The organism is Paraniabella aurantiaca (assembly GCF_050309965.1).
Lineage (GTDB): Bacteria > Bacteroidota > Bacteroidia > Chitinophagales > Chitinophagaceae > Niabella.
Genome location: NZ_JBLOSY010000001.1, coordinates 3,091,482 through 3,105,128 on the forward strand (window position 1 = coordinate 3,091,482; position 13,647 = coordinate 3,105,128).

Here is a 13,647-nt window from a genome sequence, read left to right on the forward strand (position 1 = left end):
TTACACTGTGACCAGAGAAGGTTAACATTGTCTGTATAGCTCTTAACGAAGTTCGAATTGCCTTTTATACAAATGTTAAAAATATTCTGCTCGCAAAATTTAACAACTCTTCAAAAAGAGGAAAACTAAAATTTTAACTTGATGAGACTAGTTAATGGGTTGACTTTGTTGCGAAATTTCTTTTTGCCATTGATCTTTATAGGAATTTCTATTTTGGCAGCTGCACAAAGTGTTACTACTATGGCATCGCCTGGTGACGATACTTTGCAGACCTCTCCGGAAAATAGTGCATCCTTTATTAAAATTACTCCAAGGTTTAAAGGTTCCTCAATTGGTACTGTTCCTGTGCAGTACATTAAACAACAACCTTACATTTCAGTGCCTCAGATGGTAAAGGGCGGTTTAGCTGGGGTATATGTTCAAGAGACAACCGGTGAACCGGGCACGATGGCTAATATTTTTGTTCATGGTATTGGTGCTCCTTTGCTTAGCAATAGGGAGTTACATGATCAGCAGGTAGCGGTGTTTATAGACGGGATACCTCAAATAAAGAACAATCCGTTCATATATGATGTTCAGAAGTATGATTTTAACCCGATAGGTTCTGCTACCGATGTTTTGGCTCTTATCAATCAGAATAATATAAAGTCGATTGAAGTGATAACAGACCCTGTTAAGCTTGCAACGCTGGGTCCGGTGGCCTCTAAGGGTGCGATATGGATTACGACTGTTCCTGCAATTAGTAAAAATGTGGGAATCAACATTAATAGTTACTTTGGGGTAGTTCCTGCACCAAAAGTAACGGTTACCAATGCGGCTTATGAAAATGATTTTAGAAAGCCCTATTATAGTCTGTTTGGCGATAATACCAGGAGATTAAATTACCCGGCTTTTTTAAGAGACTCTACAAATGTTGATTATTACGGACCCAGCAACTGGACCGATCTTTATTATAAGAATGTACCTGTTTATTCGGCTGATGCTGCTGTAACTGCAGGCACAGAGAGAGCTACTGTTAGAACATTTGTTAGCGCATTAAAGAATGCGAACAGTGCTGATGAAACTTCTCTGAGCCGCTACAACGCTGCACTTAGCATGAATGTATCTCCCTATAGGTGGTTGTCTTTTTCAACAAAAATTGACTATACCTGGTTGTCAAGAGTAAGAAATAAAAATGTTACGGATCGCCTGGCTGAAATAAGGTATATCCCTGATCTTACCAACCCACTCACACCTAATAAGGATCAGTATGGTGCTTATTTATCTGCTTTTGACGGTGCATTGGATAATAACGTAAATAAGATTTTAAATGCACACCTTGGTGCATCTATTGAACTCAATAAATTCCGATATCAGGGGCGTATCGCTCTTAATTACGGAGAAGAATACAGAGATGCTTTTTGGCCAACTATTTTAAATGAAGGAACCAACTTTGTCTCCAATTATTTCGGGGCTAATCAACGTTTAAATGTTTCGAATGCCATTTCTTACCAGTTTGATTTTTCTGATAAGAATAACCTGACTTTATATGCCGGGCAGGATTTTTACAAAGATGATTTTAAATATAACTATGCATATGCCTATAATGGCCCCAACGATTTCATTAAAATAAATGTAGTTAATTACGACAGGAATGCTGCAGACTACCTTGCTACCAGGGGATTTATACCTTACTTTTTCCCTAGTCTGATGGGCACCACGCTTACTTCTTTTAATGGTAATGCTTTGTGGAATCTCAACGAAAAATTGATGGCGCATTTATTGATCAGAAGGGATGGTTCGTCTACTATGCAATTGGGATATAAATGGTTTACAGGCTTCGGAGGCTCCCTGGACTGGGATCTTAAGAAAACTCTTTTGGATGATAATAGCATTTTCAGCACTTTCTTTTTATCAGGGGGATGGTCGAGGCTGGGCAAGACGTTTTCCGATGACCGTTTTTCTTCTGGTCCGCAATACCGGGTAGACCTGGGTTGGGGTAACGAACCAACGTTGGGATCCTTTAATGGTATCCCCGGTTTATCCCGCCCTTACAGTACCGGATGGGTTGATTATGGAATACCCTGGCAGTATGTTGATAATGCTAATGTGGGTGTAGGATTAGGTGTTTTAGAAGACCGGTTAAGGTTAACGCTGAATGCGTATAGCCGAGACGATAAAAATGGACTGATCGCAATGCCTGTACCCGAAGAATATGGATACAGCAATGCATATAAAACCGGGTTGGTTGTTAACAATACAGGCGTTGATCTTTCTATTGATGCTATCATATCTTCTCCACAATTACATAAAGTGGGTTGGACGATCAATACAAACATTAATTATAACCAGAACCAATTAAAGGCATTGCCGGGTGGTGTCAATGAAGTAACACTCGGGTCCAACAAATTGATAGTGGGAGAACGGATAGACCAGTTCTGGCTTTTTGAAAATATTGGCAGCTTTAATAGTGCAAGCGAAATACCTGTAAAAGATGGGGTTACCTTCAACTATCAGGGTGTTCCTTTTCAGGCGGGTGATGCGCGCTGGAGAGATGTGAATGGAGATAACATTATTAATAATGAGGATAGAGTTTTAAAAGGAAACTACTTGCCGAAAATAAGTGGTGGTTTTGGTAGTGGTATATCTTACAATGCGTTCAGTCTTGATTTCCAAATTTATCTGGCTTTGGGCCGGAAAATACTTAATCAGTATGCTTCAGGAAGGCTGGATTTTATTAATACAGAATCCGCTAATAATATCAATTCTGTAAAGGAAATTACCTATTGGGAAAAGAAACTGGATCTGACAAGTTATCCTACTTATAATCCATGGAGTGATGTGGTGCCTTATAGATTGGAGCAAGATATGTTTTTAGATGATGCTTCCTTTGCCAAACTACGTTCTGTTTCTCTTGGATTTGATTTGTCAAAGGCCTCAGGACGTATGAGAAGTATTTTTAAGAATTCCTCTATTTATATAACAGGCACTAATCTGGCCACTATTACAAAGTTTAAAGGAGATGATCCTGAGTTAACAACGTATAATGGTCTTTATACAGGACGAGCATTGCCACTTCCGCGTTCTGTGATTCTTGGATTTAAGTTAGCCTTTTAAATTAATGCATAAATAAACAATATGAAGACTTTATATATGAAATGGGATAGGGGATATTGTCTGGGCGTATTATTCATGATATTGCTTGCTTCCTGTAACAAAAAGCTTGATATTCCGGCAACCAGCATAGCAGACGAGGAAGGACATTGGTCTACTTACGAGAATGCACGTAGCGGTATCATTGGTTTATATGGCTTAACAAGAACAGCTTTGGCGCAAAATAATGCGCACTGGGTCTATGGAGAGTTACGCCAGGGTGATTTTAAAGCCCTGCAGCGGTCAGACCTAAAAGCCGTAATTGATAATAAATTAAATGCAGGCTATCCTTTGTTACAACAAGTAGCCAACTGGCGTCATTTTTACGCAGCTATCAATGCCTGTAACTTATTTATTGAACGGGCATCTGGTTGCCTGGCTGATATAAGGTACACAGAGGCCTACTATAATCTTGACGTGGCGCAGGCGAGGGCATTAAGAGCGTTCTTATATTTTTATATGGTGCGTATCTGGGGGGATATACCTTTCACCACTTCTTCAGGCGAAGGTTCCAACTTCCAGGCATTACCTTCTACCGATAAAAATGCGGTACTCACATTTGCAACATCAGAGCTCAAAGAAGTGGCAGGTAAATTACCGTTCCTGTATTCTGCAATCGATCCGGATCAGATATTTCCATCTAATTACTACAGAGAAAGTGTTGACTATTGGGCAAATGCACCTATTACAAGATTAGCAGCATACGCAATGTTAGCGCATATTGCTGCGTGGCAGGGCAATTATATTGATGCAGCAATTTATACAGAAGTAGTTGCCAACAATTATACTAAAAGCAATCTCGATTATGCTACGATTAATACATTAGTGAGCCCAACGGGTCTTTTTGCCGGCGGAACAGGTTCTAATTACAGGCAGCTTATCGGATTTAATTTTACAAAAGAAAGGGGCGAAACAACAGTAGACGGACATATTGAGAATCTTACCCTTGCCAACACCAATACTTTTTATATGTCCAAGAAGTTGCCGGATATATATGTTGATAAGCCAACGATCAGTGATCTTTTTGCTGCAAACGAAGGTAATGACGATCGTTTTGGGTATGATAACCAGTATACACCGGCCTTACTGTATACTACTTATTTTGAAAATTATAATGCAGAGATTCCCGTATTTAAAAAGGTGAGAATTGTTGATGGAGGGGTTAATACAGGTCAATTTGCAGTATTCAATTCATCCCTTGTTTTTACCAGGCTGGAAGAAATACTGTTGCTGAGGGCGGAGGCGCTGGCGGCATTGGGGAGAGAGTCTGATGCCCGTACCCTGCTAAGCAGCCTGAGGGGGAGACGGTCTTTAGTTTCCGTATCGCCTCTTTCATCTGGTAATAATCTTATTAAAGAGATATTCAGAGAAAGAAGGCGCGAGTTAATGGGAGAGGGATGGCGCTGGTACGATATAGTAAGAGAAAAACGACTGTTGAATGATGATCCTGAGTTTAATGCGATGAGTCAGGGGGGCGGTATTTACTGGCCAATTGCCCAGGATATATTGGCTAAAAACAGCCTGCTTAAACAAAATAACTATTGGAAATAATAAAAATATTTTCTTGATATGAGAACAATTGTTACAATTTTATTCAGCCTTGTTGTTGTGTACAACCTGGGTTCCTGTAAGAAGGTAGATACTACCTACCGGAATTATGAAAATCATTTGGCTGAGTTTAATGGATCTGCATTAAAGTACCTTCAGGGACAAACAGGTCAGTACGATTCTATGCTCCTTGCTTTAGATAGGATACAAGGACTAAAAGATACATTAGATAGCAAAAGGATTACATTATTTGCTGTGTCAAATAAAAGTTTTGACCTGATGCTGCAAAATGTTAACAACGCCCGGGCCGATTCGTTACCAATAATGCCTCCTTTATCAATACGGACCATGAACCAGGCCGTACTTGACTCCTTTCTTTGTCGTTATATTTTAAGAGGACAGTATTTCTCCGATGATTACCGCCAATCTGGTGATGGCTTAACGCTTCCGTCAGTAAAGTATGGATACAATATGGCGGCTCAATATATAGGAACTAATGCTTCAGGATTTATTGGAGGCGGACCTAGAGAAGTAAAGTTCAGTGACCCTAAGAACTCCATATTCGTGAGATACTGGGTAAGTGTAAATACCATCACCACAGATATCAAGGCACAGAACGGAGTAGTAAATGTCCTGCCGCCTGGTCATGATTTTGGATTTGGAGATGACTTTGTAAGAGCTTTAAACAGGCGATAAACAATTAAACAAGAAACAGAATGAGTATTGTTGCAAAGAGCGCAAAGCTGGCATTGACATGCCTGTCTGTAGGATTATTAATAGTCTCCTGCAAAAGGAGTAATTATCTTCCTGAAGTAAGGAACAATATTGGGGACGATGCATTGTTCAATCAATATTTGTTTCAGCCGGTTTTGGGACGTACCACCCAATACACGGGCATTTTTGTACCTGGTAGTACTACTTTTCCCGCTCAGTTTAAAATTATAAATCCCAGGAATTTAGCGACCGGGTTAATTGCAAACGAGTTAACAGACCTTTACCCTGTAACTGTCTGGAAGCAGGCTTATACTGGAACCGAAACTTCGATAGCCGAAATAGAAGCCAAACGTGAAGTACAGTATAGGCCCGTGCTGGAGATCGGCGGAGCCGGCCAGATTACGATGTGGAATATGGCCAAATCATCCTTTATCCGCTCTATGCCCGACTCTGGTTATGTTTTCGATATTGAAGTGTTTAACTCTGGTGGAAGAAGATATTTTACCAATTTCAAACTGCAGCCTTTTAAAGAGCGTCCTTTTGAACCAACTAATGTTGATGTCACCACCGGTCAGCCTGTTCAACGTGGAACCTATCCGCTCAGCGTCTTGAATATGATCGGCGATTCTACACAGGCACCAATAAGAACAACAGATATTGAGGTGTTTATTCAGAAGGTAGATAATGCGGCGGTGGCACAAAATAAGCTCACTTTCCGTTTTTTTGATAAAAATTATAACCCGATAAATCCTGATCGCTTTAACGCGACAGACTGGGCGAATTTGATACATGGTTTTAATATGACCAAAACAGCCACCAGCGTTTCTTATGATGTGGTATACCCAATTCCGGCGGTAAGGCTGCCAACACGCTATACCAGTGGGGTAGGGGACATGGCGCATGTAGAGTTTGCTTATAATACGTTCGATTCTTTCGGCGCTCTGCAACGGGCTTCAATGAGCTTTAATTTCTCAATATTCGAAAATGCTAATTGGGAAATCATATTCGTATTCGCTAACGACAATCCTAAATTCAACCGATAAAGACGGCAACAATCTCAAAATTGACTGATATGAATTTGTATAAATATATAGTGATGATTTTTGTTGTATCCTTTTTAGGAGCCTCTATTCCGTCTTTCGGGCAGAACCAGGTAACTATAAACGGGGTAGTAAAGGATGTGCAGCAAAAGAACCCTATAGTAGGTGCTACTATTACTTCCGGCTCAACTACTGTGAAATCAGATAATGAGGGTGCATTCTCAATAACAACTAAGGCAGGGAATACCATTTCAATAACTTATGTAGGATATGTAGAGAAAAAATGGAAAGTGCCCGCCAGCCATGATGGTAGTGTAGTAGAAATTTTAATGACTTCTAAGGATGATCCAATGGAACAAGTGGTGGTACAGGCTTATAACAGGGTAAAAAAGTCGACACTTACGGGATCTTCCGTAGTGATAAGCGGAAAGGATTTACAGGACAGGCCGGTAGCTAACGTTATGGATCTGTTACAGGGAAAGGTAGCAGGCTTAAATATACAGAATACCACCGGGTCGCCTGGAGCTATGGCCACAATTAATATGCGTGGTGTTTCAACTACCAATGTATCCGGTAGTGGTAACCTTACTCCAACGTCTCCTCTATTCATCGTCGATGGGGTACCCATTGATGTGAATACTAATTACCAGTATGGATTTGAATCAGGAGGAGCTGGTATTAACCCTATATCATTAATTCCTCCGGAAGATATTGAGAGCATGGAGTTCTTAAAGGACGCAGCCATGACATCTCAATATGGTTCGAAAGCCACCTATGGCGTAGTAATTATTACAACAAAAAGAGGACAATCGAAAGTGCCTTTTATATCCTACACAGGTTCTTACTTTTTGACAACTCCTCCAAAGCTACGTGCTACAATTGGTGGGCAGGAAGAGAGACGCATACGGCTGAATACCATTCTTAATTTTGATACAGCGTCAAGGCAGTCTTCCCTTGAGTTAATCAATAACTATTCTTTTTTATCCGATAGTTTGAATCCTTACTGGAACAATTCTACCGACTGGCAAAGCTATTTTTTCCGTACCAACGGGAACCATCAACATAATATAGGTATTAGTGGCGGTGACCGGGCTTTTAATTATAAGGCAAACCTGAACTACTTTGATCAAAAAGGTATAGTCGTTAATACGGGTTTTCAGCGTTATGGTTTAAATCTTTCTACCGGCTATAATCCCAACGAGAGATTTTCAATGACGATGAACCTTGTACAGCAGGTAGGTTATAATCAAAATGCTTCAGGTGTAGGAGCTTACCAGTTTGGTATTGCCAGAACCGCCAATACCAGCTCGCTTTATCCTCCGCCTTCCTTGTTCTCCAATAGTGAAGCACTTGCGAGCACTTCCACGCAAAACGGCGGTAAAACCAGCGATACAAGAGGTAGTTTAAATATCCAGTATGAGCCTATATTAGGCATTCGCCTTTCTAATTTGGTTACTTACAATACGGTAAGCAATACAAGCGACTATTCCAGATCACAATACCTGGCACAGGATTCTGCTGGTCTTTTTTCATACAACGACCGTTCCTACAATTTATTTAATCACACGCAAATTAATTATACAAAAAAGCTGAATGAGGCAAATGAATTAACAGCGTATTTATTTAATGATCTTACTAAAGAAGGGTACCGGGCGCACATGATTTATTTTAATCAGCCGGCAGATGATCAGATACTGGGTCCTATTGGTAATAATTTTACCAGAACAGCGGGAGGTACTTACAGTAATATTAATGAGGGCAGGATACATGGTTATGGCGGTAATGTGAGATTTGCTGCCAACGAAAAATATATTGTTGACCTGTCTTACCGTCTTGATAATACAGCAACCAATGGTCCTACCAGTGGTTATACAAAAAGTCCTTCAGTGAGTGGAAGATGGAATTTTCAAAGAGAGAAGTTTTTTGATAATGTGAACTGGCTAACCTCCGGTGCACTGAGGGCAAGCTGGGGGCGTAATATTAAACCGAACGGAACTATTTTTGATGTATATGGAAAGTACCTGAATGGTCCAAGATATAACAACGGCCAAACTGTTATTATTGATTTTGAAACATTGCCTAACGTAGAGTTTGCCCCCGAAGTTGCGGCTACAACCAATCTGGGTCTTGAGCTGACTCTGTTTAATAGACTGAATCTGGTGGCTGAGGCATATTACCGTGCAATTGATAACCAGTTAGTGGAAAGCCCATTGTCTAATACGAACGGTTTTCAGCGGGTGGCATTAAATGCGCAAAGTATTGTCAATAGGGGGATAGAGCTGACCGCTACTTTACAGTTTATGGACAAAAAGAATTTCAAATGGTCTGTAACCGCCAATGGCGCATATAATGATCCTGTGCTGGCGCAACTTCCTTCAGGGACGAGATCTATAATTAAATATGTACAGGATGCATATGGAGCACAGTTCCCTGTAATCAATCAGCTGGGATCAATACCAACCAGTAACCTGCTATTTATTAACCAGGGTGTATACGCCAATACAGCCGATGTGCCCGTGAATCCTGCAACAGGTTTAAGGCTACAGTATGGCTCAGGTCGGGGTTTGTTTTTCCAGGCAGGAGATCCTGTCTGGGCTGATATCAATGGTGATTATATCATAGATGATAGAGATTTGGTTCCCGTAGGTAATCCAACAGCAAAATTTATAGGTGGTCTCAGCACGCAGATGCAGTACAGACAGTTCACGCTTAATATCAATACGTCATTTTTTGCTTTTAGAGATATCTTAAATCTTGTGTTAGCCGATCAGTTTAAAAACTATACAAATCCTCTTTCTGCAACGGCTTTAATACCTATCGATGGTTATAACTATTGGAAACCCACCAATGCCGATAGGTCAACCGGGACTGTTGGAGCTGTTTATCCTAATCCTTACGATTTTAGAAGGGCAGGTGCATTAGATCCTTTCCGCTCGAGCCAAACCCTGTTTCTCGAGAATGGTACTTACTTTAAGATTGGTTCTATTTTATTATCTTATAATCTCGATCGTAATTTCCTGCAACGTTATGGTATCAATTCCTGTAGAATTTCTCTGGCAGGCAATAACCTGTATAATTTCACTAAGTACAGCGGCGTTAATCCGGAGCAGGTTTCAACACTCGGACGTGATATATCGGGTGGTTATCCTCTGGCAAGAACTTATTCATTAACAGCAAGCATTCAATTTTAAATAGTTCAGGATGAAACACATATTTAAAAGTTTATTAATCATAACTCTTTTTTCCGGTTTATCCGGGTGTCAGAAATTTCTGAACGTTGATCCACCCAGCGATTTATCAGGTAATAATTTCTGGCGTAACAAAGCAGATGTGGAACGTTTTGTAAACGGTTTATATGGTTTGTTTAGAGAGGCTGTTTACCGTCCGGACATGACTGCTGGTGCCGGCGATGGCGAGTTTCCTTTCTTTGCCTGGGGCGGTGATATGCGAGGCGCTCCCGTGTTGGCTAATTCACCTTCAAACAGGCAGTATATTACGCAGCTGGCCAACAACAACATGAATACGGTTGTATATGGTGTTGCTACTTATTCTGAATTGTTTAATGCAAGACGCTTTACGCAGTGGAACCGCTTTTTCAAGGTAATTGCATCTGCTAATATCGCGGTGGATCGTATTCCGACTGTCCCCGATGGTGCTTTGTCAGATGCAGACATAAAGAGATATATTGCTGAATCGGTATTTATCCGGAACATGGCTTACTTCTTTATGGTGAGATTATGGGGCGATGTACCTTACTACACAGAACCTTATTTTAATGGCAGGCTTGCCCGTACCAAACAGGTAGAAGTATTGCAAAAATGCCTGGAAGATCTGAACGCTGTTTATAAAAACCTACCCTGGACTTATTCTGATCCTACGCAAATAGCAGTGCGGGCAATGCGTGGTTCAGGTGCGGTACTTTTAATGCATATGAACATGTGGCTGGCCGGCTTTGACGCTGCTAATGCTGCCACTTATTATAACAATGTTAATACATTGGCTACGGATATTATACAGGGTAATGCGGGCGCTTATCAATTACTTCCCTTAAGCCAGACAAAAGTAATTTTTAAGGGTAGGAGTAAAGAAGGGTTGTTTGAAATACCACAAAATGTAAACTACGGCGAGAGTTTCGGCTGGTCAGCATTTTCAGATAACGTATTATATGCACCGTATAAAAATTACCAGATCACTACCAGCTATTTATCTTATACAAGGGCATTTATGGAAAAACTTTTTCCTACAGGAAGTCCTGATCAACGGATTACTGCCTGGTATGATCCGGCAACGATCTACAGTGCAGGGAATAAATTTTTAATGTTGAAGTTTGCCAACGTTTATGCTAATCAAAATGCAGAAGACGTAAACCCGGATGATAATCAAACGGTGTTCCGTCTTCCTGATATATATCTGTTGCAAGCTGAGGCTTTGAATAAATTGAATAGGGCCGGAGAAGCGCAGGCTGCTTTGAATGTTGTAAGAGGACGTGCTGGTTTACCTGCTATTAATAATTTGACAGGCGATGCGCTGGATAATGAAATATTCTTTGAACGCTGCCGGGAATTTATGGGAGAAGGTTTGTATTGGTATGATGTGGTGAGAACCAGGAGAATTGTTGATCCTACTTACGAGTTTGGTTATAAATGTACCGTAAGCCAGTTTGCCGCAGGAGCATGGACATGGCCACTTGATGGCAGTAACGGCGGTGACGCTGTCAACAACGGGAATCCATTAATTACACTTAATACCTACTGGCAATAGTGATTGCTATCTATACTAAAATAGTGAGTAAAATGAAAAAAAGTTTATACCTGCTGCTTGGATTGATATTTTTTCTGTCAGCTTGTAAAAAGAATGACTACTATAAGGATAGTGGTGTATTGGACCCGACATTTAACGGGAGTATATTAGACTATCTTCAGTCAAAACCCGCGCAGTTTGATTCAGTAGCTAAACTTGTCAGGCTTACGGGAATGGAAAACGTATTCCAGAATGAGGAAATTACCTTCTTCGCCCCGTCGGATTCCAGTGTCAGGCTATCTATCAATACAATTAATTTAAATCTTGCCGGTCTGGGCATGGAGCCTATTACAAGGATGGACCAGATCAAACCTTCGGTTTGGAAAAGCTATCTTTCTCTGTACATATTTAAAGGTGCAAAGTCTTTAAACGATTATCCCCAGATTGACATGGCTAATCTGTCAGCATTTGGAGGGCAGGTATATGACTCTTATGGAGGATACCCAATGAATATCGGGGTAATATATGGTGATGCGGGTGGTATACAGTATGCAGGCTATCGCATGTTATCTCTTTCATATATCGCTTCTTTATCGAGCCCCAAAGATGTAAGCAGCTGGGTTAGGGTAAGCGTCGCTTCTTCTAATATTCATCCAAGAAACGGTTATGTACATGCTTTGAAATATGGTGCGAACACACAGGTTGCCGAAGGGGTCTTTATCGATTTATCAGCCTTTGGCTTTCGTCCTGGAAATATAGCCGTAGATGCGGTGAAAGCGGGTATTAACTATTAAACTAAAAACGATTATGAATAAAACGTTTTTGATAAAAGGATTCGTTGTAAGTTTTTTAACGCTCTCGGTTGTTGCCTGCCAAAAGACCAACGTTAGCGATGGTAAAGAAGTATATCCTCCCGGCCAAAAAGCCCGTGTAAAATACCTGGACACAAAAGTGTCACCAGCAACCGGGATATCCGGTACGGTTGTTACCATCCCGATAAGTGGCCTTGAAGGAAAAAAAGGACAATTTAAAGCTTACTTTGGCACAACAGAAGCCGAAGTACTGGACGTGTCAGATAAAATGATAACCGTAAAAGTGCCGGTAAATGCAAGCAGTTCTAACATTTCCATTGAATTCAACGGGGAGACCTATTTTGGACCGAGGTTTACCGTAAAGGGAAAACTGTATATTGATCCCTCTTTTAACACGGATGCCAGCCAGTCAAACGGAACCGTCATGGGCATTACACCTTATGGAAATGGAAATTTCATTATATACGGGTCATTTAATTTTTATAATGGTACCACATTAACAGGTCTTGCCACTATAGACCCTAACGGCGCACGTGCGGCTAAGCAGATTTATACGGGGCCTGCTAATAGTCTGGGACTTACTCCAACTTTTGTAGGAAACCTGATCCGTTTAAGCGATGGCCGGTTTCTGATGGGTGGAGGTTTTACAGAAGCATCTAATACGGTAAGCGATTTGTCCAATTTGGCCAGAATTAAGCAGGGGTCGGGTACGAATGCAATGGACAGTATAGAAACACAGCGCTACCAGATTCCCAATAATGACGCCTTTAACTTTCCCGATCGTAGCTGGGCTACCGGAAGCTCAGTTAACGCAGGAACAGATGAAGACATTGCTAAGGTATTTGTAACAGCCGATGCACAAAATTATATCCTGGTGGGTAATTTCCAGAAATACAGAACCACCTTCTATCCTGGTTCGCTTTGGAATAACCCCCAGAAGGATGAAATTGCCATGAAGCAGATTATTAGCATCAAAACCGACGGTTCCTTCGATTCATCATTCAATTTTAATCGTGCAACTAACCGAAGCTACTCGGCTGGAAATGCATTTTTAAACGACGCTATACAAGGTCCGGATGGCAATATTGTGATAACAGGTAATTTCACGACATTCCATGACAGGCCTGCGTCAAGAATTGTAAAGATTAATGCGGCAACAGGTCTTGTGATGGAGTCTTTTGCGACAGGCACTGGATTTGATGGAGTAACCACAAGGATTTTTTATAACACGGCATCTCAAAAGTATCTTATTACAGGGCTTTTTCAAAAGTATAATGGTAGTGATGCTAATGGCGTTGCTATGCTGAATACAGACGGAAGCCTTTACAGCGGTTTTAAGGTCAGGACCTATGATAATGCTATCAGCTTTGCCAAACAGCTCACCAATGGAAAGGTGGTCATAGCAGGAACTTTTACCAAGTATGACGGTGTAGCCAGACCCGGCTTTGCAGTGCTTAATTCAGACGGATCCCTTGCATCGGGTTATAATAATACTGGATTTTTTAATGGGTATGTATCTGATGTTTTAGAAACCACTGCCAGCGGTACCGGTTTGCCTGCGCTGTTTATTGTAGGATCTTTCAGCCGGTTTGATGCCACACCAGTTGCCAATATTGTGAAGGTAATTATCGAAAATTAACAACAAGTAAATTCATTGAGGA

8 protein-coding genes are annotated in these 13,647 nt (G+C 40.9%); all 8 read left to right on the forward strand.

Going from position 1 to position 13,647, the window contains the following annotated elements:
* The first annotated feature begins 141 nt into the window (after window positions 1-141).
* Genes ACLOAU_RS13495 through ACLOAU_RS13530 form a run of 8 tightly spaced genes read left to right on the forward strand, consistent with a single transcriptional unit; the run spans window position 142 to window position 13,625 of the window.
* Entirely contained in the window at window positions 142-3,096 is a 2,955-nt protein-coding gene (locus tag ACLOAU_RS13495) for a TonB-dependent receptor plug domain-containing protein (protein WP_427862392.1), read from the forward strand.
* A gap of 21 nt (window positions 3,097-3,117) precedes the next feature.
* A complete protein-coding gene (locus tag ACLOAU_RS13500) occupies window positions 3,118-4,683 on the forward strand; it encodes a RagB/SusD family nutrient uptake outer membrane protein (RefSeq protein WP_427862393.1) in 1,566 nt (521 codons plus the stop codon).
* Between the two features lie 18 nt (window positions 4,684-4,701).
* A complete protein-coding gene (locus ACLOAU_RS13505) occupies window positions 4,702-5,376 on the forward strand; it encodes a fasciclin domain-containing protein (RefSeq protein ID WP_427862394.1) in 675 nt (224 codons plus the stop codon).
* Window positions 5,377-5,396: 20 nt separating this feature from the next.
* Complete coding sequence (locus ACLOAU_RS13510) at window positions 5,397-6,437, forward strand: DUF5007 domain-containing protein (protein WP_427862395.1); 1,041 nt, start codon at window positions 5,397-5,399, stop codon at window positions 6,435-6,437.
* Window positions 6,438-6,466: 29 nt separating this feature from the next.
* On the forward strand, window positions 6,467-9,625 hold the full coding sequence (locus tag ACLOAU_RS13515; protein WP_427862396.1) for a SusC/RagA family TonB-linked outer membrane protein: 3,159 nt from the start codon (window positions 6,467-6,469) through the stop codon (window positions 9,623-9,625).
* Window positions 9,626-9,635: 10 nt separating this feature from the next.
* A complete protein-coding gene (locus tag ACLOAU_RS13520) occupies window positions 9,636-11,195 on the forward strand; it encodes a RagB/SusD family nutrient uptake outer membrane protein (RefSeq protein ID WP_427862397.1) in 1,560 nt (519 codons plus the stop codon).
* Between the two features lie 32 nt (window positions 11,196-11,227).
* Complete coding sequence (locus ACLOAU_RS13525) at window positions 11,228-11,968, forward strand: hypothetical protein (RefSeq protein WP_427862398.1); 741 nt, start codon at window positions 11,228-11,230, stop codon at window positions 11,966-11,968.
* Between the two features lie 13 nt (window positions 11,969-11,981).
* The gene (locus ACLOAU_RS13530; protein ID WP_427862399.1) at window positions 11,982-13,625 is read left to right on the forward strand and encodes an IPT/TIG domain-containing protein; all 1,644 of its coding nucleotides are present in this window, start codon (window positions 11,982-11,984) and stop codon (window positions 13,623-13,625) included.
* Window positions 13,626-13,647: the final 22 nt, after the last annotated feature.

Bases quoted from the DNA above. Each gene is read 5' to 3' on its own strand.
- ACLOAU_RS13515 (WP_427862396.1), top strand. From the start codon at position 6,467: ATGAATTTGTATAAATATATAGTGATGATTTTTGTTGTATCCTTTTTA.
- ACLOAU_RS13500 (WP_427862393.1), top strand. From the start codon at position 3,118: ATGAAGACTTTATATATGAAATGGGATAGGGGATATTGTCTGGGCGTA.
- ACLOAU_RS13525 (WP_427862398.1), top strand. From the start codon at position 11,228: ATGAAAAAAAGTTTATACCTGCTGCTTGGATTGATATTTTTTCTGTCA.
- ACLOAU_RS13505 (WP_427862394.1), top strand. From the start codon at position 4,702: ATGAGAACAATTGTTACAATTTTATTCAGCCTTGTTGTTGTGTACAAC.
- ACLOAU_RS13495 (WP_427862392.1), top strand. From the start codon at position 142: ATGAGACTAGTTAATGGGTTGACTTTGTTGCGAAATTTCTTTTTGCCA.
- ACLOAU_RS13520 (WP_427862397.1), top strand. From the start codon at position 9,636: ATGAAACACATATTTAAAAGTTTATTAATCATAACTCTTTTTTCCGGT.
- ACLOAU_RS13510 (WP_427862395.1), top strand. From the start codon at position 5,397: ATGAGTATTGTTGCAAAGAGCGCAAAGCTGGCATTGACATGCCTGTCT.
- ACLOAU_RS13530 (WP_427862399.1), top strand. From the start codon at position 11,982: ATGAATAAAACGTTTTTGATAAAAGGATTCGTTGTAAGTTTTTTAACG.